This window comes from Paenibacillus sp. RUD330 (genome assembly GCF_002243345.2).
GTDB lineage: Bacteria > Bacillota > Bacilli > Paenibacillales > Paenibacillaceae > Paenibacillus_O.
On the sequence record NZ_CP022655.2, the window covers coordinates 3734867 to 3753861 of the forward strand.

At 53.1% G+C, this 18995-nt stretch carries 27 protein-coding genes; 4 read left to right on the forward strand and 23 right to left on the reverse strand.

Annotated elements, in window-relative coordinates:
- The first annotated feature begins 23 nt into the window (after positions 1 to 23).
- The 3 genes from CIC07_RS16885 to CIC07_RS16895 are packed head-to-tail and all read left to right on the forward strand — an operon-like array spanning position 24 to position 1680.
- Positions 24 to 182 (forward strand): hypothetical protein, encoded by a 159-nt coding sequence (locus CIC07_RS16885; RefSeq protein ID WP_157741927.1) that lies wholly within the window; start codon positions 24 to 26, stop codon positions 180 to 182.
- On the forward strand, positions 179 to 1378 hold the full coding sequence (locus CIC07_RS16890; protein WP_094248079.1) for an O-antigen ligase family protein: 1200 nt from the start codon (positions 179 to 181) through the stop codon (positions 1376 to 1378). Before CIC07_RS16885 ends, CIC07_RS16890 begins: the two co-directional genes overlap by 4 nt.
- Positions 1375 to 1680, forward strand: coding sequence for a hypothetical protein (locus CIC07_RS16895; RefSeq protein ID WP_094248080.1), 306 nt, complete (start codon positions 1375 to 1377; stop codon positions 1678 to 1680). Before CIC07_RS16890 ends, CIC07_RS16895 begins: the two co-directional genes overlap by 4 nt.
- Before the next feature lie 28 nt (positions 1681 to 1708).
- On the opposite strand, the gene CIC07_RS16900 is transcribed toward CIC07_RS16895, so the two are convergent.
- The 12 genes from CIC07_RS16900 to CIC07_RS16955 form a co-directional block, all read right to left on the reverse strand.
- Positions 1709 to 3343 (reverse strand): glycosyl hydrolase family 28-related protein, encoded by a 1635-nt coding sequence (locus CIC07_RS16900; protein ID WP_094248081.1) that lies wholly within the window; start codon positions 3341 to 3343, stop codon positions 1709 to 1711.
- On the reverse strand, positions 3343 to 3915 hold the full coding sequence (locus CIC07_RS16905; protein WP_094248082.1) for a phage adaptor protein: 573 nt from the start codon (positions 3913 to 3915) through the stop codon (positions 3343 to 3345). The genes CIC07_RS16900 and CIC07_RS16905 overlap by 1 nt, the downstream gene beginning before the upstream one ends.
- Before the next feature lie 43 nt (positions 3916 to 3958).
- A complete protein-coding gene (locus CIC07_RS16910; protein ID WP_094248083.1) occupies positions 3959 to 4282 on the reverse strand; it encodes a hypothetical protein in 324 nt (107 codons plus the stop codon).
- A 46-nt stretch (positions 4283 to 4328) separates the two neighbouring features.
- Positions 4329 to 5294 (reverse strand): N4-gp56 family major capsid protein, encoded by a 966-nt coding sequence (locus CIC07_RS16915; protein ID WP_094248084.1) that lies wholly within the window; start codon positions 5292 to 5294, stop codon positions 4329 to 4331.
- A gap of 19 nt (positions 5295 to 5313) precedes the next feature.
- Positions 5314 to 6081: a hypothetical protein gene (locus CIC07_RS16920; protein ID WP_094248085.1), complete on the reverse strand. Its 768-nt coding sequence runs from the start codon at positions 6079 to 6081 to the stop codon at positions 5314 to 5316.
- A 66-nt stretch (positions 6082 to 6147) separates the two neighbouring features.
- Complete coding sequence (locus CIC07_RS16925) at positions 6148 to 6549, reverse strand: hypothetical protein (RefSeq protein WP_094248086.1); 402 nt, start codon at positions 6547 to 6549, stop codon at positions 6148 to 6150.
- Complete coding sequence (locus CIC07_RS16930; protein ID WP_157741928.1) at positions 6546 to 8276, reverse strand: hypothetical protein; 1731 nt, start codon at positions 8274 to 8276, stop codon at positions 6546 to 6548. The genes CIC07_RS16925 and CIC07_RS16930 overlap by 4 nt, the downstream gene beginning before the upstream one ends.
- 85 nt (positions 8277 to 8361) lie before the next feature.
- The gene (locus CIC07_RS16935; RefSeq protein ID WP_094248088.1) at positions 8362 to 8541 is read right to left on the reverse strand and encodes a hypothetical protein; all 180 of its coding nucleotides are present in this window, start codon (positions 8539 to 8541) and stop codon (positions 8362 to 8364) included.
- Positions 8535 to 9875, reverse strand: coding sequence for a PBSX family phage terminase large subunit (locus tag CIC07_RS16940; RefSeq protein WP_094248089.1), 1341 nt, complete (start codon positions 9873 to 9875; stop codon positions 8535 to 8537). Before CIC07_RS16940 ends, CIC07_RS16935 begins: the two co-directional genes overlap by 7 nt.
- Positions 9844 to 10284 (reverse strand): hypothetical protein, encoded by a 441-nt coding sequence (locus tag CIC07_RS16945; RefSeq protein ID WP_094248090.1) that lies wholly within the window; start codon positions 10282 to 10284, stop codon positions 9844 to 9846. Before CIC07_RS16945 ends, CIC07_RS16940 begins: the two co-directional genes overlap by 32 nt.
- A gap of 542 nt (positions 10285 to 10826) precedes the next feature.
- Positions 10827 to 11252, reverse strand: a complete 426-nt coding sequence (locus CIC07_RS16950) for a hypothetical protein (protein WP_094248092.1) — start codon at positions 11250 to 11252, stop codon at positions 10827 to 10829.
- Between the two features lie 145 nt (positions 11253 to 11397).
- Positions 11398 to 12447 carry a hypothetical protein gene (locus CIC07_RS16955; RefSeq protein ID WP_094248093.1) on the reverse strand — a complete coding sequence of 350 codons (1050 nt, stop codon included), beginning with the start codon at positions 12445 to 12447 and terminating at the stop codon, positions 11398 to 11400.
- 255 nt (positions 12448 to 12702) lie between these two features.
- Between CIC07_RS16955 and CIC07_RS16960 the strand changes: the two genes are divergently transcribed.
- On the forward strand, positions 12703 to 13089 hold the full coding sequence (locus CIC07_RS16960) for a hypothetical protein (RefSeq protein ID WP_094248094.1): 387 nt from the start codon (positions 12703 to 12705) through the stop codon (positions 13087 to 13089).
- A gap of 326 nt (positions 13090 to 13415) precedes the next feature.
- Here CIC07_RS16960 and CIC07_RS16965 read toward each other — a convergent pair whose 3' ends face one another.
- The 11 genes from CIC07_RS16965 to CIC07_RS17010 all read right to left on the reverse strand — a co-directional run bounded on the left by CIC07_RS16965 (position 13416) and on the right by CIC07_RS17010 (position 18988).
- Entirely contained in the window at positions 13416 to 13775 is a 360-nt protein-coding gene (locus CIC07_RS16965; protein ID WP_094248095.1) for a DUF1064 domain-containing protein, read from the reverse strand.
- A 163-nt stretch (positions 13776 to 13938) separates the two neighbouring features.
- Positions 13939 to 14118, reverse strand: coding sequence for a hypothetical protein (locus CIC07_RS16970; RefSeq protein WP_094248097.1), 180 nt, complete (start codon positions 14116 to 14118; stop codon positions 13939 to 13941).
- Entirely contained in the window at positions 14112 to 14456 is a 345-nt protein-coding gene (locus CIC07_RS16975; RefSeq protein ID WP_094248098.1) for a hypothetical protein, read from the reverse strand. The genes CIC07_RS16970 and CIC07_RS16975 overlap by 7 nt, the downstream gene beginning before the upstream one ends.
- The gene (locus CIC07_RS16980; RefSeq protein WP_094248099.1) at positions 14443 to 14637 is read right to left on the reverse strand and encodes a hypothetical protein; all 195 of its coding nucleotides are present in this window, start codon (positions 14635 to 14637) and stop codon (positions 14443 to 14445) included. The genes CIC07_RS16975 and CIC07_RS16980 overlap by 14 nt, the downstream gene beginning before the upstream one ends.
- A gap of 103 nt (positions 14638 to 14740) precedes the next feature.
- Positions 14741 to 15565 (reverse strand): DnaA ATPase domain-containing protein, encoded by an 825-nt coding sequence (locus CIC07_RS16985; protein ID WP_157741929.1) that lies wholly within the window; start codon positions 15563 to 15565, stop codon positions 14741 to 14743.
- The gene (locus CIC07_RS25475; RefSeq protein ID WP_240923482.1) at positions 15453 to 16301 is read right to left on the reverse strand and encodes a hypothetical protein; all 849 of its coding nucleotides are present in this window, start codon (positions 16299 to 16301) and stop codon (positions 15453 to 15455) included. The genes CIC07_RS16985 and CIC07_RS25475 overlap by 113 nt, the downstream gene beginning before the upstream one ends.
- Positions 16302 to 16672: 371 nt before the next feature.
- Positions 16673 to 17053, reverse strand: a complete 381-nt coding sequence (locus CIC07_RS16990) for a hypothetical protein (protein ID WP_094248103.1) — start codon at positions 17051 to 17053, stop codon at positions 16673 to 16675.
- The gene (locus CIC07_RS16995) at positions 17043 to 17468 is read right to left on the reverse strand and encodes a YopX family protein (protein ID WP_094248104.1); all 426 of its coding nucleotides are present in this window, start codon (positions 17466 to 17468) and stop codon (positions 17043 to 17045) included. Before CIC07_RS16995 ends, CIC07_RS16990 begins: the two co-directional genes overlap by 11 nt.
- Complete coding sequence (locus tag CIC07_RS17000) at positions 17461 to 17907, reverse strand: hypothetical protein (RefSeq protein ID WP_094248105.1); 447 nt, start codon at positions 17905 to 17907, stop codon at positions 17461 to 17463. The genes CIC07_RS16995 and CIC07_RS17000 overlap by 8 nt, the downstream gene beginning before the upstream one ends.
- The gene (locus tag CIC07_RS17005; RefSeq protein ID WP_094248106.1) at positions 17900 to 18148 is read right to left on the reverse strand and encodes a hypothetical protein; all 249 of its coding nucleotides are present in this window, start codon (positions 18146 to 18148) and stop codon (positions 17900 to 17902) included. The genes CIC07_RS17000 and CIC07_RS17005 overlap by 8 nt, the downstream gene beginning before the upstream one ends.
- Positions 18149 to 18190: 42 nt before the next feature.
- A complete protein-coding gene (locus CIC07_RS17010) occupies positions 18191 to 18988 on the reverse strand; it encodes a DNA adenine methylase (protein WP_094248107.1) in 798 nt (265 codons plus the stop codon).
- Between the last annotated feature and the right edge of the window lie 7 nt (positions 18989 to 18995).

Sequence of the window (18995 nt, forward strand, 5' to 3'; positions counted from 1 at the left end):
ACGTACATTTTCGGAGGTGCTTTATGAAAAAGAGTGAACGCATTGATATTCGCGTGCCTATTCCGCTGCTGAAAGAGATCGAGCAATACCAAAAGCGGGAGAATATCTCCACGCGGACTGGCGCTTTGTTGAACCTTGCAAGAATTGGACTTAAGCAAAAGAAGGATGGTGTTGAAGCATGAGTGTTTCAGCAGTACGATTACCGCTCGAACGCGAGCGCACTCCTTTCACGGAGCTGCTCACAATCCCTTTGCTTGGTCTGACGATTTTCGTTCAGTCCGTCGTTGTCGGAGGGATCAATATCAGCCTTTCGGACGTCTGGCTGTTCATGACCCTGTTTCTTTTCCTCCCCACGATCAGGCAATTCCGGATTGAGATGAGTTACATAACCGTTGCCGGGTTTTATCTCGCTTGGTGCTTGCTCGCCTTTGTTTGGGCCACGGACTATACCAAGTCCATCGCCCCGCTGATACAGTTCATGGAGTTTATGGTCGCAGGAATGCTCGTTTTTGGGAGCCTCACAAAGAAAGAAACCATCATCAAGACGCTGAGCTTCTATGCCGTCATGGCCTCGCTGCTCGGCTTGGCATCAGTCCTATACGCCATCGCCACTCGCTCGTTCAGCACTCTGTACTTCCTCAACTACCACAAGAACGCATTAGGCGCCATCGTCGGCAACAACATCCCGCTGCTTGTTGGTTTGTTGCTAGTTCCAGCACTAAAACACCGCCGCAAATGGATCGTCGCCGGATTGGTCATTTGCTCGCTATCCTTGCTCATTTCGACGTCCAGGGGCTCTATGCTTGGAGCCATAGTCGGCCTTTGCTTGTTGTTCCTGCTCGTCAATCGCGTCCGCTTGGTCGCCATCTTCGCGGTACTTGGCGGAGGGCTGTTCTGGCTCTATACCAACTATATTGCCACCGACTACCTGAACACCTTCACCCGGTCCGATAAGTTCTCCAGCGCCTACAGCCGCGTCACCATCTACAATGATGTATGGGCAAAGATTCAAGATGCTCCGTTTCTTGGACACGGACTCGGAAACTACTTCATCGAAATTGTTTACCTCGGGTTTAAGCAAAACGACCCGAACAATGTCTTCCTCCTGAACCTTGTAGAGGTTGGTGTAATTGGCCTTATCCTCTTCGTCATCCTCATGGGGTACTTCTTGATCAAGGCGTTCACCAACCGCAAGGCGTTCAGGCTCGATCCGACTTACTTGGTCCTCTCAGCAACCCTCTTCGCCTGCTTCGCATCCCAGCTGGCACACATTCAAGTCGACGTCTCTTGGCTGCGCGGGACCGGACTTTTCATGTTCGGCTGCGGTGCCATGATGATTTCCCTCAAGCATATTAAAGCGATGGAGGCCAAACCATGAAAAATCTATTGATGTTCGGATTACCTTTTGGTTTTTTGCTGATCCTGGTCACCACTCAAGTCTTGAATGGGTTATACTACAACGTCATGTGGTCCATTTCTGCAGCTTACGCCATCATGTTAGCTTATTATTTCAAAGGACCGGACATCGTGAAAGCCATCATTCCGGCCCTCTTACTCGCCCTCTTGATCCTAACCTCTCGGAATCTATTCGTCTTGGAACTGGTTGAAATCATGACGGCCGCAATTTGCTGCTCATGCATCGTATTGACTCGCTTAGCAGCAAAAACGAAACAGATTTAAAAGAAGCGCAGCCGCTGAGCTGCGCTTTTTATATTTCAAACCACATACCGGCCCGGCGAACGAATGTGATGAACTTGCCAAAGCCCTGTAGGACTTTGTTCGCCCCTCCTAGCATGATGATCTTGGTTGGGTCGTGTACGAACGTGGTTGCCGTACCGTTTATGGACATAAGCCGCACCACCTGACCGTCGCGGCCATCCAGCATGTTCGTGATAGAAGTAGCGACCGTGTTTGCCACTTTGTAATCACTAGATCCGGATATATGATTGTATCCAACGGACGGCGTACTCGTATTGATGTCAAACTGAATAAGGTCTTTTGTACGCGCCCTTACGTGTGTGTATTCGATAAAAGCCTGATCCCCTCCGAGTATCTTCGGAGGCGTAGCTCCTATGATTGTGTTGTCGAAAATGTTTCTTTCGCCCGCGACGCGGAACATGTTCGAAGAAGCATCTGGCGTTGTGCCGCCTCCGGAGTCTTCGAAATGGTTGTTGCAGAGGGTATTGTTTGCTCCGAGAATATCTACCACTTGACGTTTATTGTTCAATGACTTCGTGATAAAGCGATTAGACGTGAGGATTGCGCTGTCTTTTAAAATAATTGGATACTCCCCACCACCGCAATAGAGATTGTCAAAGGTGTTTGCATCCATCGTAACTCGGGAAACGGATGTTGGATCTTGCTTCAAGATCCTAGCCCCGTCCTTCGTTGGCGAGGTGAAGTCATTTCCGATAAATTTCACCAATCCCTGCCCTTTCAGATAGAACGTGTGTGGTTGTAGATCGGGATTAGCGTAGGCCGTCAAGTCTGTTGCTGAACGTGTGACAATCTGGCATCCCATGAAAGTAAACTCTTGCACGTTATCCAAGAGAAATGGATTAGAAAGTGTTTGTCCTGCATGAAGTTCGAACTTAGACTTCTCAACGTAGATGTGCCGAGAAAGCTTGTTGGCATATAGCATATATGGATTGTTCTCCATATGTAATGCGGTAATGTGGACGGCATTCGTGTTGTTAGCGCCGGCTGCATCACCCTCCATGGAAATCGCAGCGTATACACCATCTGTGCTGCAGTACATAATCCTCCCGCCGAAAATGTAGCCGTCATAGACTTGAACCATCTTCAAGGCCTCGCGCTTGAATCCGGTGATATACATGTCGCTAATGGTAAATTCCGTCTGTACCCGTTCCATGTATACAGCTACGCGATCTGCGGAATTTGCAGCAGTGTTCCAATGGTCGGAACCGAGAATGTGAAGGCCTTTAATCCCTCCGCCTTTCATCATCCCGCCGACTCCATAGATACCAGCCGAAGGTATAAAGCTAATGACTGGATCTGTCACGTCCTTTCTCGGCAATAAAACCGAGCCCATTGTACGCCTTCCCGGGACTTGAGATACTTCCGGGGCATTCTCACCCATGAAAATGAGCCCGCAATCACTCACGAGCCCGGCTGAGGTTTTGTATTGCCCACAGGGGAAGTAGAGCACCGACATCCCATTTGCATTGGCATAGTTTATTGCTCTTTGAATGGCTACCGTATCATCGGTAAAACCGTCCCCTCTAACCTTAAAATCCTTGACGTTACAGATGATGTCCTTCCAGATAATATAGTTCTTGTTCGCCTGCTCATACTGCTGGGCAATAAGCTTCATGGAGTCCATCAGCAAAGCCCTCCATACACGTTCTGGATTTGAATGGGCGGGTACACCCTAGACCGCTTGTATTGCTCCTCCAGATCGTTGTACTGCGACACAAACCCGTTAGCCATTGTGGTATCCTGGGCCGACTCCGCAAGCTCCTTGCAGAGCCTGTAAACCAGCATCATGTGCCAAGCCTCGTCGAAGTCCGGTATCTGCCCTCTGCCGCTGATTGGCGTCGGCTCCATGTAATGGAACACGACAAGCCCGCCTGCAATATCCTTTGTTGGCGTAGGATAGAGGTTAAGGGAGTTCCCTTCCGTGATGTAGTAGAAGTAGCCAGGAGCGCAGCCTGGAATGGCATCCCGGCTATACTTCACTCCATCCACAAGAACGCCCATGATGTTGCTTGGAGAAAATGGCATCGTATAGAACGGGTTTCCGGCGATGATATCGAAGCTGGTTGCGGTCTCCGGCTGGTACAGGTACCTCGAATACTCCTTGACAGCATTGGTCAACAGCAAGAATAGATACGTATCATCGTAGCCATGCGGATATTTCGACTGTACGATGGTCAATATTTGATCAACCGTCATCGGCAACACCCCTTATAAAAAGAAAAAGCCCCGAGAAGGGGCGTTAGTAAATCTGCAGCTCCTTCTTCGGGCCGTCGACGATGCGCTGATTGACGATTTTGGTGCGCCTGTCGCTGTCCTTGTAGGCTTCGTACACCGATTGAGGTACTTCGACCTCGACGCCGCGCGGTACCGCGTACACGATGCCATTGATGCCGATCGGCACGATGATGTCGTTGGGATTCTGCGGATCGGTCGGGATCTCGAGCGACTTTTTCGGCTGCGCGTCCAGGATCTGCTTCATGCTGCGCTCTACATCAGCGGCTTGGCGCTCCAAGCCGACTTGTTCATCGCCTTCGTTTTGACTGTTCGGGATACCTCTTGGCATGTTCATTCCTCCTCAGATTGGAAAAGGGGGCCGAAGCCCCCGTGAATTACACTGATGCGCCGGATTCGTAGCGCAGAATCGCCAGTTCCTGCAGACGGACGACCGTGAAAGCGCATTTCCATGCGACCGTGTTGAATTGGTTCAGCGGGTCAGCCGTACCAGCGGAGCCCGCTTTGTGTACGATGATGTCCGGCTTGCTGGAGCCTTCGATGTCCGGCACGCCATAAGCCCCTTTGCCGATGAAGATCGTACCGTATACGTCCGCACCAGTTGCGCCTGCTCCGGCAAACTTTACACCGTTGTGGACTTCAAGGAAGTAGATGCCGTACATCTTGCCGAGCATGCCGTTTTTGCGGTTGTCGACGTTGACATAGGTGTTTTGGTCCTTCCACTCCTGTGTTTGCATCAGGTCCATCGCTACGTCCGGGTGGATGAAGGCGAGGTAACCCATGCCCGCACCGTTCGGCAGTTGGATTTGCTTGACCTTGTTGCGAACCAACGTCCGGCGAGCGCGGAGAATGTCCAGCGCTGAAATCTTATCCGTCCCCGCGACTTGGTTGCGGGCCGTTTTCGTGCCTGGGTACAGGACGTTCGTGCCGGCGGCAATGATGTCGCGCACGATCGTGTCGATGGACTCGCCCGCATTCTCGCCCATGAGGCCGGAAACTTCCGTCAGCAGCGGGTCCAGACCGGTCATGTCGATGAACTCCGAGATCTTCGTCCAGTTGCCGTACTCGGAAACCGTGGCGTTGATGGCCGTGATGGACAGGTCGACACCGTCAGGCGTTACGCCCTCGGTCAGAGCCGTCGTGGAAACCGCCAGGGAGTTCAGGCGGCGGAAGTTGGTCGTTGCCCCTTTGTTCCGGGGGATGTTCTTTTTGTCGCCGTATTGCATGTAGAACAGGTTCGGCAGCAGGCGATCCAGCATTGCATCCTGGTAAAACGTGGCTTGCTCGGCTGTGAGGGCGTTCACACCTGTTGTGCTGTTATACCCTTGTACGTTCGTTGCCATTGACTAGTCAGCTCCTTATTTATCGACCTCGAATGAACTGCTCGCGGAATGCTTTGCGCTCAGCCGGCGACATGGACAGATAGCCTGTTTTTTCCTCGGGACTTTCGGCCCCAAGCGCACCGGTCGAAGTCGCTGCATTCTGCTGCAGATTTCGGATCGTGTTGGATTCGGTTTCCTTGGCGATTTTGCTCACCTTGTCTTCGTGGGATGCCAGTATGTATGCATGTTCCAACTGGTATCCCTGGTTGTAGAACTCCACAACCTTTTCACTGTACTGATCGAAGTCGGGGTATTTGGCACGAATGTCTGTCAGTTGCTTGGTCAGTTCCATTTCGGTCTTGAGCCGGGTAAGCTCCTGATCCTTTGCGGACAGCTCGTCAACCTTTTGCCGGAGGGGCTGCAGATGCTCCATAATGACGGATTCATCCACGCCCAGGCGCTCGGCTTCTTCAGCGATCTGCCGGTTGCGCTCGTCTTCATCCAAGGCTTGAACGTAGCTGTCAACGTCTGAGAAGCCATAATATTTCGCGGCTCTCTCAAGCTGCTTGGAGTGCTGTTCGTAGGTCCCAACCTTTTCCTGCAGCTTGTCGTAGTTTAGCCCCTTTTGAATCCATGTCGGGGCTTCATCAAGGCCGATAACACGCTCTTCCTTGTTATACTTGACCCTGATGCCTTCCGGCGTTGCTGGCGTCTCCTGCGTGGTTACAGGGGCCTCTGCTGCCGGTGTATGGGATGTTTCTTGAATGACTGGCTCTGCGCTATGGTTGGCGCTTCGAATCTCTTCCATGGTAAATCTCCTTTCGCGCTATGGTTGGCGCATAGAAAAGGCCCGCGCAGTCTCAGCGCAGGCCCGTTATTTGATTCCACCAAGTACAACATCGTAGTTGTGATTGACCGTATCCTGATTGGTGAGGGTGACGTAAACATAGCCGCAAGGCAAATCGGTCTGAGGCACGTTGACCCGGTTCATAGCCGTAACGCCTACACTCGTTGCGGCAGCTGCATTCGGGTACATCCCTGCAGTCCCATTCACATGAGCGTATTCGATCTTGAGCGTCATACTATGAGCTTCGGCAGATTTGCATACGGCATAGGCCCATACTCTCCTGATGTCTGGGACAGGAGTAGTGGGAATGACTGTGACCGTGGCTCCCGCTGCTACCTGTACATTTTGTGCCCTTGTAACCTCGACGTTAACGTTCATCATCTCCGTGCCGCCGACTGACCTTCCGGATGAATCCCAACGACTACTCATTTAGCACCTCCTGCTGTTTTCATAGCTGCCAATTCTTTTTGCCCTTGATTCTGCATTTGCAATTTCTGCACGTCCTGCATATGCTTCTGCTCTTGCAGTTGCATTTGCCGCTGATGGGCAGCATCGGCTTCAGCTTGCGGATCTGGCTGGTTTGCCATCATCGCTTGCTCCTGCTCTGCCATCATGGCTTGTTGCTGGGCCATCATCTGTTGCTGTTGCTCCAGATCCTTGATCAAGCTGTCCTTGAACGGTACGACATTCGTCGGCGCGTACTTGAGGTATTGGATGGTGTCGATAGCCTGCTTGTCGAAGAGCTTATCGAGCGACGCCATGGACAGTTCCTCGCTGTAGCTGGACGATGGGCCGATGTCGATCTTGAGATTGAACTCGATCCCGGCATAGTCCGAACCCCGGAAGTCGGTCATCATCGGGTTGTCTTCCTCGTCCTTAACGCTCACCCGGCGAGTCGTGTTGTACTTCACCTTCCAAAACTCTTCCCATATGCGGCCGATGTCCTCGATAACGCGGTAGAAGCGCTTCTTAATGGACTCGATCGGCACGCCCGCAGCCTTTTGAAGGAGCATGATGGCCGACGCGTTGAGATTCCCGCTCGCCATATCCCCTGTGGCTGCGTCCTGAGCGCTGGAAAGCTGTTTGGTGTAGTCGATGAACGTGTCGATCAGCTCTTTGACGTGACCGCTCATTTGCCCGGGGTTCATGTACTCGGCTCCGGACTGCCCTGGCGGTGAGTTGTCGATCAACGGCTGACTTGGGTCGTTGTTGATGCTGTTCGGGTTGACGAAGTTCGGGTTGATCTTCATCTTCGGCCAGCCCGTAAGCTGCGCAGAAAGTGCGCTCATGGCGAGCAGGAAGTTGATGGTCTTCTGGTTCGGGATAATCCCTTCCGTGTCGCCTATGCCGTGTATGGACTTCCTACGGCGTTCCCACTGCATGACAGCGATGGGATAGCGCGTCATCTGCGTTGGTGTCGGCGGCTTAACCATCTGGCTTGACGCGACCTTGCAAAACATGATCTGTCCCTCATCGCGCCAGTACATGGTCTTGACTGTAACCTTGGAATTGTCGTCCAACTCCCTCTTGGCTCCGTCATATCCCTCGTCCTGCACATCCGTGTCACCGGTGATCATCTCGGCCATCGCTGGGCTCAGACCGTTTGCCTGCGCCTCAGATCGCACACTCTCGACCATATCCCGGCTGGTGATGATGATGTACGGCTGCTTCTGCACGTCCATCTGCTGCGGATTACCGAAGAACACGTTGATTGGGTCGAGCGTTTCCCCGGCCATCTCGCCGATCCAAGGGAAGATCATGCCGCCCTTCTTGCTCGTGTCCCAATAGTAGTGCCAGATGCCGGTCCCGACATTGGATGCTACCTCAAGCGCTTCCTCGTTCAGTTGGTCCTGCTTGATGTTCTCCCAAACCGTGCCTGAGAAGCGTGAGAAGGTGCTTGCCGCCTCTGTAACGGCTTGGGCCTGCAATGCCTCATTCGGATCTTCTGTCGCCTGATTCACGGCCTCCTGCGGGGTGAAGATCATCTTCACGTTCTCGTTCATGACACTGCTGACCTTGTGATTCTCGATGTACCGCACAATATTAAAAACCGGACGCGGCAGGCTCCGGGTCCGGTCAGTCGCTGGCGGCCATTGGTCACCGGCTTTGAAACGCTCGTATTCAGGCCATTTGTCCAGATAGCCCTTGGTGCGCATGTACGACTTCCCCGTGCTGTAACGCTTCTCCACGGACTGTACAAGCGTGATGGTTGATTCGGTCTTCGGTTCCTTGACGGCTATTTCACTCACCTCCCTTAGGGCCGTTCATGTACTCGTCGATGACGCTACGCAGGTCTTCCGGACGGATCGGCGCAGGTTCTGCTTTGGTGCTGAGTTGCTCTCGGATGTACTGGTTGATCACTTGGACCGTCTCCGGCTCCAGGTGCGGCAGCGAGAGGATGGATGCGACGTCCTTTACCATGTCTGGAACCCTCCTTCATACGGCTCTTCGGTACGGAACGGGAACGGTGTCTGCGGCTTGTTCTTCTCCGCGATACGTTTCATCCAGTCCCACATGTCATCGTTCAGCGCGTATCGCGCCGCGTCGATGGAGTGATTGTTTTTGTCCGGGAAAGCAGCTTTGAAGTTGCCGTGAACGTCTTTGTCCAACTCGTAGGTCAGGAACTCCCGCGCCGTCTCCGGGCATCGGATATCGTCGATGATAATGGCCTCCATGTCCTGCAGGAATTTGATGCCGTACTCCACAGAATCGGGCCCCTTTTTGACCGGGTACATTCGAAGTCCGTACTGAACGAACTCATTGATGCTCTTGGGCTCGGCTGAATCAGCCTTGATGACCTCATTCTTGCGGTTCTCGGCGCTGATGTGCTTGTGGGCGCTGTGGTTGCTCATGCCCACCTTGTAGAGCTCGTGGAATATATAAACCCGCTTATGCTTCCGGTCGTAGTGCATGACCAGATAGCTCAGCGGGTCGATTGCATAACCAAAGTCCAGCCCTCGCCGGAGGTTGTAGAAGCCCTTAATTTCCTCATCGCTGATGCGCCTGATCTGCACGTTACCGAACACCTCGCCGCCTGTACCCGTGACTTCGCCAAGGTACTCATGCTCGTAGGAAATGGGCTTCGTGTCTCTCAGATGCTCAGCCTCGACGATGAATTGTTGTCCCAGCCATTCACGCGGAACCGTCAGATAGTTGCTGTGGTGCGCCAGCCGGTCAGGACGGGTCAGCTTCACCTCAGCATTCACCCAATTGTTCGCGGATTTCGGAGGGTTGTAGGAGTAAAACACCGTGAACTTGGGTCCGCCACGCATGAGGGACTGGTTGATCATTCGTACCTCTTCCATGCCGGTGAACTCGTCGACTTCCTCGTACCAGATGTATTTGGTATAACCTCGGCTGAACTTCATGGACTTGATCTTCTTCGGCTTGTCGGCCCCGCGAAAGCGGATCTCCTGCCCCGTGGTCTTGTAGGTAATGACCAATTTCGCATCCGGGATCTCCCAGTAGTCCTCAACGCCGAGAACCTCGATGGCCCAAGCGAGCTGTTCCATGACGGATTCACGCAGCGTATCTTTGACCTTCCGCAGAACGACGGCATTCGCGTCTGGATCGGCCATCATGCCTAGGATGATCTCGCAGGCCACGAACGAGGACTTGGTACTTCCCCGGCCACCGCCGAGCCAGTAATGCGTGTGATTCCCGTCGTGTATGTCCCAGTGGACGCCGTAAAAGGATGGGGCAATGACGTCTGTTAGGCTTACATCAGCCTTTTGTTCCAGGGCGTGGGATGTCATTGATGATTCTCACCCCTGTGTCACCGCTATGTTCAATCTCTTGCTTGTCCCGCCATTCCTTCGGCTTGCGGTTCTTCAGCCAGAAGATAAGCGCCGTTGTGTTGGGATGAGCCGTCTTGCGAAGCTCTACGATCTCACCTGTCGCCTTGTTGATCTCTTCATCGCGGTAGTTGTATCCGAGAGCTGCCTTGAGAAGTGCATTCTCGACCATTGCATCAATGACCTCACGCCCATTTTTTATGGCTTCCGACAATTCCGGGTGGATATTCTTGTATTCACACAAGGTCGAGACTGCAATTCCCAAATTGCCTGCTACATCTTCCAGCGTTAAACCATCCCTAGTCCATGCCTCGATCAGCAGGAGCTTAGGCTTTACGTGTGTTTCGTACTTGCTTGGGCGTCCCGCCATTTCCATTCACCTCCAGTTATTTTTCTCGAAACCAAATTTTTTCACTATAAAACATCTCACAAAATTCGGGGTCTTTATTGAATCCACGAAAATATTGATAAGAAAGGATTCTCACATATTGACTAGGTCTCTTTTTGTTTTTACTTGCGTAGTAAAGAACCGCATCACAGTCGTTATTTAATATTGCTATAGCTTCCTTGTAGCTAATCTCCATTAAAACTACTTTAAAAAGATTGCTCCTCCGGTTCATCCACCTAATTACAAAGTGTGAAACGATCAAGACGATGATCCAGAAAGACAATGACAGGAGTAGCTCCTGCACCTCCATACTAGCCGCCTCCCAAAAGCAAAAGAGCCCCTTTCGGGACTCTCCGCGCCGCCGGGGTGTGCCACATGCACTCGCCCGGAATATGTGCGCTCTCTCGGCTCGTCCGCACGGCGGCGTCTGTCGAGGTCAAGCGCATTTGTTAAAGCGCCGGGCAGTCGGGGGCGGTGCGGCCGCTTTACCGGAAACTGCCCGAACGCTTCATACTAGCATCTTATCATGATGCAGTTGCACTTTTTGTCACATGTTTTGTGCGGAGCTTCATTGCCACATTGCGAAGATGGCCATACGAGTACGAGGACTTGTCGGCGATTTCTCGCAGGTTCATGCCCTGTTCGACGTGAAGCGTGATGACAATTTGCTCCGCCTCCGACATGCTGGCGATGATGGATTCCATTTGCACTTTTACTTCTCTGTAATGCTCAATCTGCCTCTTCGTCTCGTTGTAATCGTCCACGGCCTCGTTGTAACTATCAACTGCGGTATCCAGCGGTACGTAACACATGATGCTTGATGGCATTTTCCCCTTGAATACCACCTGATGCGCGGCCTTGAGCCGATTGTGTGCGATTCCCTCGTATGCCTCCAGACCGTTCAGATCCCGGCAGACATTGCGGTAAGCGCTGATGATGTCTTTTGCCATGGTCGTTCCCCCTTATGACTCGCGGCTTACCAAGGACAGAATATATCCTTCTTGCCGCATTTGGTGCACTCTACTTCGGCGAATAGCGAGATACACACCCACTTGTGACGGCATAATACTTGCCTTACCCGAAGGGCAAACCGCATTAAGCCGCGCTCTCTACTTTGCCCCAGACTGCTTTCTCAAGTGCTGCGACTCGCTCTTCGAGTGTTTTCTCTGCCACCGTTCCACCAGCGTCCCCTTCAGCCAGTCCGCCGGTTGTGTCCTCGTCCGGTACCGCGGGCGGAAACTGCAGCTCCGGTGGATTCAGATCCAGTGGAGGACTAGCCGGGACAGGAGCTTCTTGACCGGCTCCGTTGCTCTCTGGAGCATGCTCGGCTTCGGATCGAAATTGCGCCGCCTCTTCGGCGGTCACCTCCCGGTACTTGCCTTTTGCGAGCCAGCTGAATTCGATCGTATCGCCGGTCTTAGCGTCCTCCGCTTGGTAAGTGGTGTTCTTGGAGTTCTCTTTCCAGCGAATGTTGGTGACAGGAATCAGGCTATCCAGCGTCTCCTGCTTAATATCCTCGGTCGTTTTGATAACCGGCGCTTTAGCCGTTGCGGCATCGCGCAGGGCTTGTACATCCTTCTCGAGACGTTCGACGTCTGCTTTCGCCTCACTCAGTTGATCCTGGAGCTGATCGATTTGCGCGTCCTTGTCTTCCAGCGCTCTTACCGCTGCGTCGCGTTTGGACGTCATGTCTTGGAGCTCTAGATCCAACTTCCCGTTTTCGGTTCCGATTACGCTGATCTCCTCGAGCAGCGATTGGATGCGCCGGTCTTTGTCCGCGATCTCGTTGGCATAGCTCTCCTTGAGTGCGAGGGCGTTCTTTTCGCCCCTCTCGGCCAAATCCCCGAAGGCTTGCTGGAGGGTAACGGATAGCATCTGGTAGGCTTGCTCATTGACCATGATGTCGCGCAGCCGGACGACGTTTCCGTCGAAGTCCAGCCTGTCGAACAGGTTGTAGATGCTTTCTTGTGCGGTTGCAACCGCCACTTCCACCTGCTTGTTATTCTCCGCATCGATCCGAGCCTGTGTTTCCGCGATCTGTGCTTCCAGTTCGGCCACTTTCCCGGCTTCTTTCAGGCTTCCGCGCTGGTTCTCCGTGCTGAGTTCCCACTTGAGCCTGTCCAATTTCGCTTGCAGTTCTTCCACGTTATCGCCTCTTTTCGGAATTTTGGCAATATTCAATTTATTAAGTATATTTTACCACATATTGTGCTAAAAATCCATCATTTACGCTGGATATTGTGGTTTCTCTCCGCTTTTCTTCACTGTACGTTGTTTGCATTTTGTCGCTGAATCAAGTTTCGAAACAAACTGTTGACTTTGTAATACACCCGTTGTATTATAGAGTCAACAAGTTAAGTCGCAGATGCACAACGGCATCGGACGCAGGAGGAGCGAACAATGAATTACCTCGAAATCGCTAAAGAAATCCTTGAGAATAACTGGATCGTCGGCGTTCGCACCCTTTGTGACGATGAGCAATACGAAGTCGGCGATGACTGCCGCGCCTCCTACGAATGGGACATCGAGAACGATTGTTCGACCTACCACACCACAGGCGAAACAGCGGTCGGAACTTGCGCGACACACATTGATACAGGGTATTTCAAGACCGAAGATGAGGCTGCTGAGTTGGCGGTTCGTATCGCGGAGGCTGTAGCCAAAAACCGGGTCTATGGCAAAGCCCAGCAGGTCATCATCGGCGGTCACTCTGTCAATAACGATGGATACTTTGACGAGGGCGAGATTCGTATTGTCGAAGCATTTGTAGTGGCGGTGGTGGAGTGAGCATTCCCCCTCTCGCTGGAGTCGCAGAAGCAGCAGAGATTCTCGGATGGACGAAGCAAAAGGTAGCGACCTACATCAAGCGCGGCAAACTTCCAGATCCTATACAACGTCTCGCTAGCGGTCCGATCTGGACAAAAGAGCAGATTGAAACTTACAAGGACTCTCTTTCCTGAGGGTCTTTTTTCATGCCGTCTTATTTGCCTCTTTTTGCGGCTTTCGAATGCCGTCCGCTGTCTTTATACTCCCCACACTCTTCAAAAGCCCTACGGGGCAATTCTGTGCGTCTAGTGCAATATGGGCGGTGCCTACTCGCTGCCATTTGTCGATCATCGTGTCACCTCCGTGAATTTATGGTCTCGATACCGGTTTAGAAACAGCTTCTTGCGGAGCGTGTACGCCTGAGTCTTGGTCGCATCCCCACCCTTCACGTCGATGACCTCCTTCGACCCGTCATGGTGATGGATCAGAAAATCGGCGGTGTAGTTGATCGACTTGACCGTGTTGCCGAAGTAGTCCTTAAATGCGTCCAAAAGGCGGAAGCGTGGCTGACACTCGAAGTCTTTGATCTGCCCGACGCGTTTCATGAGCTTCAGTTGCTGGTAGTATGCTGCCTCTGCATGGCTGTCGAACTTGATCCCGTCAACCTGCGTCTTGCGGGCTCCGTACTTGCTCCCCAGTCTCGGCACGACGCCGCCTCATCTCTGCCCATGAGATATGGACCGGGATCAGCCTTAGCCCCGTGACACTCTTGCTCAGCTCCTCCAGCTCTTTGCGCGCCTTATCCTGCTCTACCGGATCAATGAGCTGCAGGCGGCTCATGCTGGATACGACGGTGTAGAGAGTACCCATCTACTTGACCCCCTTCTTGTACGTGGGTACGTATGACGGCGCACCTGGAACCTTCATGGGCCGATGTGGTCGAGTGGGCCAGCCGTGCTTGTCGTTGTAGGCGGCGAGTTCTTCCTTGGGCAGGAACCAACTCTTCAGCGACGCGTCCATCCGCTCTTGCTCGGGCTTTTCGATTAGCATGGGGGTTCCTCCTTGGGAATGAGCATTTTTGCGAGATGCCCTTCTTTCCATCCCGCGCCAGGCAGATGTCTTCCCAACCACTGCACATACGCTGTCTTACCTGTTGAAGAAAATTCGTATATTGTGCCATCGTTGCATTCTGGACGATTCTTATGTTTCACTTTGTCCCCTAAGTTGAACTTAGGCACCTCTGGAGTTGGTGGATCAAATGCGCCGGACTCAATTTCACCTATGAGGCGATCTAGCAATCCGACGTGTATCACGGCGCCGTCCCTGCGATACTGCGTTCGCTTAATCACTAACGACTTCAGCAGTTTCCCCTTGTCAATCAGTTCCATGGTTATCCTCCTCGATTTCCTCACAATGCGTCAGCGCATACGGGCTATCCGAATCGCAGATGGCTATCTTTCCGTTCATGAGCGTTGGGCCGCCTTGCCACCATGCCCTTGTCAGGACATCACCGACTTTCGCTGATCCTTCCCACCCGTCTTGAATGTCCTTAATCACTCGATACTTCACGCTGCATCCTCCTCCCTCTCCTGCTGCTTCTCCCATTCCAACTCTTCCAGTCCGCGACGAATGAATTCGTCGAAGTCTTGGTCGATCAGGTCGTAGTCGTCGATCATGCCGGTTCCTCCCTCAGTCGGTAGTTGAGTTCTCGTCCTCCGTGAATTTCCACGCGGAAGTCGTGGCACATCTCTTTCAGTCGACTTCCCAATCCCTCGTCCAGGCTAAGCAGGTATTCCATGTCCCGTTCGGTGGAAATGAGGATCGGCTTGCGCTCTTGGTAGCGGTAGTTGATGACCTGGAAAAGTTTCTTGATCTCGTATGCGCTCGGCTGTGCTGGTGGTTTGAATAGATCGTCAATGTACAGCACCTCGACCGTTTGCATCTTCTCGAACCGCTTATTGTTCACGTCTTCTTTGCTCATATCGTCCTTGACCATTTCCATCGTTTCGACCCAAGGGACATATAGAACTTCATGACCTCCGTCCATCAGTCCGTTCGTAATGGCGGCGAGCAGGTGCGTTTTACCGCACCCCGGCCGGCCCATGAGCATGATGCCGTTATTCGCCGTCTTTTGGACCGCGTCGAACCTGTTGTAATAAACCCAAGCTTTGCGGAATGCCTCTTGGATCGGCTGCGGCATGACTTGGTGGTAAAAGTTGTTGAACGTCTTGTCCCGAAACGCATCCGTAATCTGACTGGCTCGCATCATCTTTTCAACCCGGCCCCGTTCCACGCAGCTGCAGACCGTCCAGTGATCCATCATGACTTCGACCAGTTCACCCTTTACCGTTTGGGTAACAGGCTGCTTGACGAACGTGCCGCCTTCATCCCGACATTCCTGGCAGCGGTATGTCGGAATCGTCCCATTTGCCGGGGTAGATTCTTGAGACTTTGGATTCTGCCGGTACTCTTCCGCCTTCTTGCGAATGAACTCCATGTCGAATCCCTTTAGGGCCTCTTTCATGCTCTGCATTGCGTTCACCGTCCTTTTGAGGATATAGCTGCTCCTTACGGGTTATTTGATCTTTGACGATCATGCCTTGAAGCGTCTTGGTTAAGTATGAGTGCGGCTTGTCCTGGCTTTTTTTGATACAGGCTTCTATGACTTCCAAATCAGCCATTCCGATATAGCTGAATACCACGTCCAGGATGTAAAGGTTGAGTCCGCTGATATTCATTTCCATGCAAAGTTTTTGCAATCGATCTTTATGAGGATTGGTGTCGATCGCGTGCGTGTGCGTTTCACTTCCCTTAACTTCACCTTCTCTTAAATTAAATTCTTTTAAATTATATTGCGCGTGATCTGTGGGTGAAGGCTCACTGACTTGTCCGTGATCATTCACTGAATGATCAGTGAGTGGTGCAGGCAGCTTGGATTCTTGAGGTCTATTGATGGTTTGATGCTTCTTGAAGTTGTTCAGAAGGATGTATTTTTGGGAGTCAACCTCGTACCGAAGGATCATCTTCCGACTCGCCAGTTGGTTCAGCCATTCGTCTACACTCTGTGGGGTAATGTCCATGTCGTAGGGATAGATCAGCGACTTCACGAGACCAGGATGACCCTTTAGCCGGCCTTCATCGTCGGCCTGGGAAATCAAGCCCATAAACAGCAGCCGGACACTTGGGCTCAATTCGCCGAGCTTCTCATCTTCCCAGAAGCTTGGGTCGATCATTCGCTTGCGCGCCACCTTTGTACCCTCCTTTCCCGAACCTCAGATACCACCAACGAGCGTCAATTTCGATCCACAATCGTTTCATCAGGAGAAGACTCTTCTTCATCCTCTTCCGTCCCTTCATATTGCCTCAGTCTGTATTCCAACTTGATACGCGCCTCTCGCTCTCTGTGAGCCTCTGCACGCCATCTGGAGCAGTTGTGCAGGGCTGTGTCTCTCTCGGCCTTGATTTCCGCCAGGAGGGCACGTAGGCCCTCTATTTGAATGTCGCGTGGGTCAGTCATGAGTACCTCCATATCAAGATCACCAAGGCGTAGAAGGGGAGTAAAAGCGTCATCGCGTAGAGCAGTCCTTTGATTACCGATCCATCTTCACGCATGCTCTGCCTCCGATCGAAGGGCTAGGATGGCCGCTATGGTGATGGCGTGGGGGGCTGATTCAGACTCCTCAGCCACAGAGGCGACGTATCGATTTAGCCCTACGTCCCACTTGTCAAACCTGGCTCCATGGCCGCCAGAGTCAAGGGACTGCAAAATGTAGTCCCACCCCAGTCGCCGCATCTCCTCGATGACCTGTCCGGCGCCGTCCCAGGTGGTGGAGGGGGTGAAATGCCAGACAGGTTCGTCGTGAATCCACCAATGCCCGAGTGTGACAAATGGAGCCTGAGCATCTGGCGGAATCCATTCGTACCCAAGCGCCCGAGCCAACACCGCATCCAACTCCGGCCCCGCCGTCATCGTCCTAACGTCCATTGGGGGCCTCCTTGACTCGATCCCAGAAGTCTCCCTCCTTGAGCAGCTCGGGGTGCTGGTGGATGTTACCGATGACCTGGAACCTGCATTCCCCGTCGCCCTCGACATACTGCCACAGAGGGAATGAATTGTTGCGGATAAGAACTGATTTCGTTCTCTCGACTTTAGCCATGAATTGAGCCATGCGATCATTCCACAGAATGGAATACATCGCATGTTCCCCGACTGCTATATCCCCCTCGTAAATCTCGGTCCCGTTCTTGTCCTTGAGGCCGGTCCACCGCAGCCAGACCAGCCCCTCCCTGGCATCGTTGATCGGCGTCGGCCCCATCTTGATCCACTCGTCCAGCGTATGTGCATAGGTCATTTTGCCAATGCCCGGCAGCCATGCGCGGAGTTTGATTTGCTCACCCATCGGTTCTATCTCCTTTCAAGTCGTCATTTTCAATGCGCGTCAGGTTCCCATTCGCGTCCATTTTGAAGCGTGGTCTAAACTCCTCGTCGCCGTACTCGCGCAGGCTGTGGAGCTGATGACGGAGCTGGTCGTTCTCGGCCTGTAGGCGCTCCGTTTCGCGCCATTGAGCGTCGAGGTTGCCTTGCAGGACGGATATGGTCACGTCCCTTCGCTCGATCTCTCCCTGCTGGCGCTGTACCTCGGCTAGGAGGGATCGGATAGTGTTTCCTACCGGGGAACCTGCAAACATTTCAGCATGCTTGAGCGCCACCGCCATCTGCTCCGCCGTCATGGGCTGCTGTTCGCTGAATTCCTGAGCCAATTCAAGCACCTTCTCAGCATTGAATCCCATGTCAATATGGCCAACAACAAACGGCTTGGGCTGCTGTTCGTTACTCATGGGCGGCCTCCTTGACGTTCCTCGGTCCGTTCTTCATGCAGTTCGGGCAAAGCCAGCCTCTGTGCTTGGTCAGCTTCCAACCATGCACACGGAATTCTTTCGCCGCATCCGTTTCTCTTCGGGTGCTCACCTGCTGCCATTCCGTACATCCGCCGCACCAAACCGTAAAGTCCCGGCTTATCCAGCCCTTGTATTCGGTCTGGCCTCCCTTGAAGAAAACCCTTCCTGTTAAATCACCCATCCGCTATCCCTCCTTGGGAAGCCTTAGCCTCCCTGTGTTGTGCTAGAAAAGCCGCTGCTGTCCGGCTGTTGCTGCTATCGGGTTGATCCAGAGGACTTCCGTCCGGGACCGCCCGTTCTCAATGACCTGCTGGCGCTCTTCACGACGCCAGTGTGTGAGCCGGTCGTCGTACATCTGGTTCGGATACCCGGAGATGATGGCCGGGCCGGCATGCGCGTCCAGCGCATCCAGCAGCTGTAGATGGTCCGCATCGTTCATCTCGTTGTCGTAGATGGTCCCGTTCCGAGTCGCCATCAGGTAAGGCGGATCCGCGTAGATCATCACGTCCGGCCGGTTGTATCGCTCGATGACTTGAAGAGCTGACCGGTTCTCGATCTGGCAGGACTTCAGCCGATCGGCCACGAGCAATATTTGATCCGATAGCTGGTTGAACTGCTTGATTCTGTATGAGTCATCTGGCGTCCCACGGCATTTCCATCCGCTTATGGATCCGGTCTTCACGCGGATGCTTTGCCAGCACCGGACCAAGAAACGCCGGGCTTGATCAATTTCGTCAACCACCGCTTCATGGGCCGCCAGGTACTCGCTGCGTGCGTAGGGCGTCCAGCGCAAGGCGTGCGCCAGTTCTTCCGGGCGGTCCCGGACGACGCGGAAGAGGTTCACGACGTCGCCGTCCAGGTCGTTCACGGTCTCAAGAACAGCCGGTTCCTTGTTGAACAGCACCGCGCCGGAGCCGAAGAACGGCTCCAGGTAGGTCGTATGCTCCGGCATGTGGCTGATGATCCAGTCGGCCATGCTCCACTTACTACCGGGGTAGTGCAGAATTCTCGGGACGCTCACTCCCTAT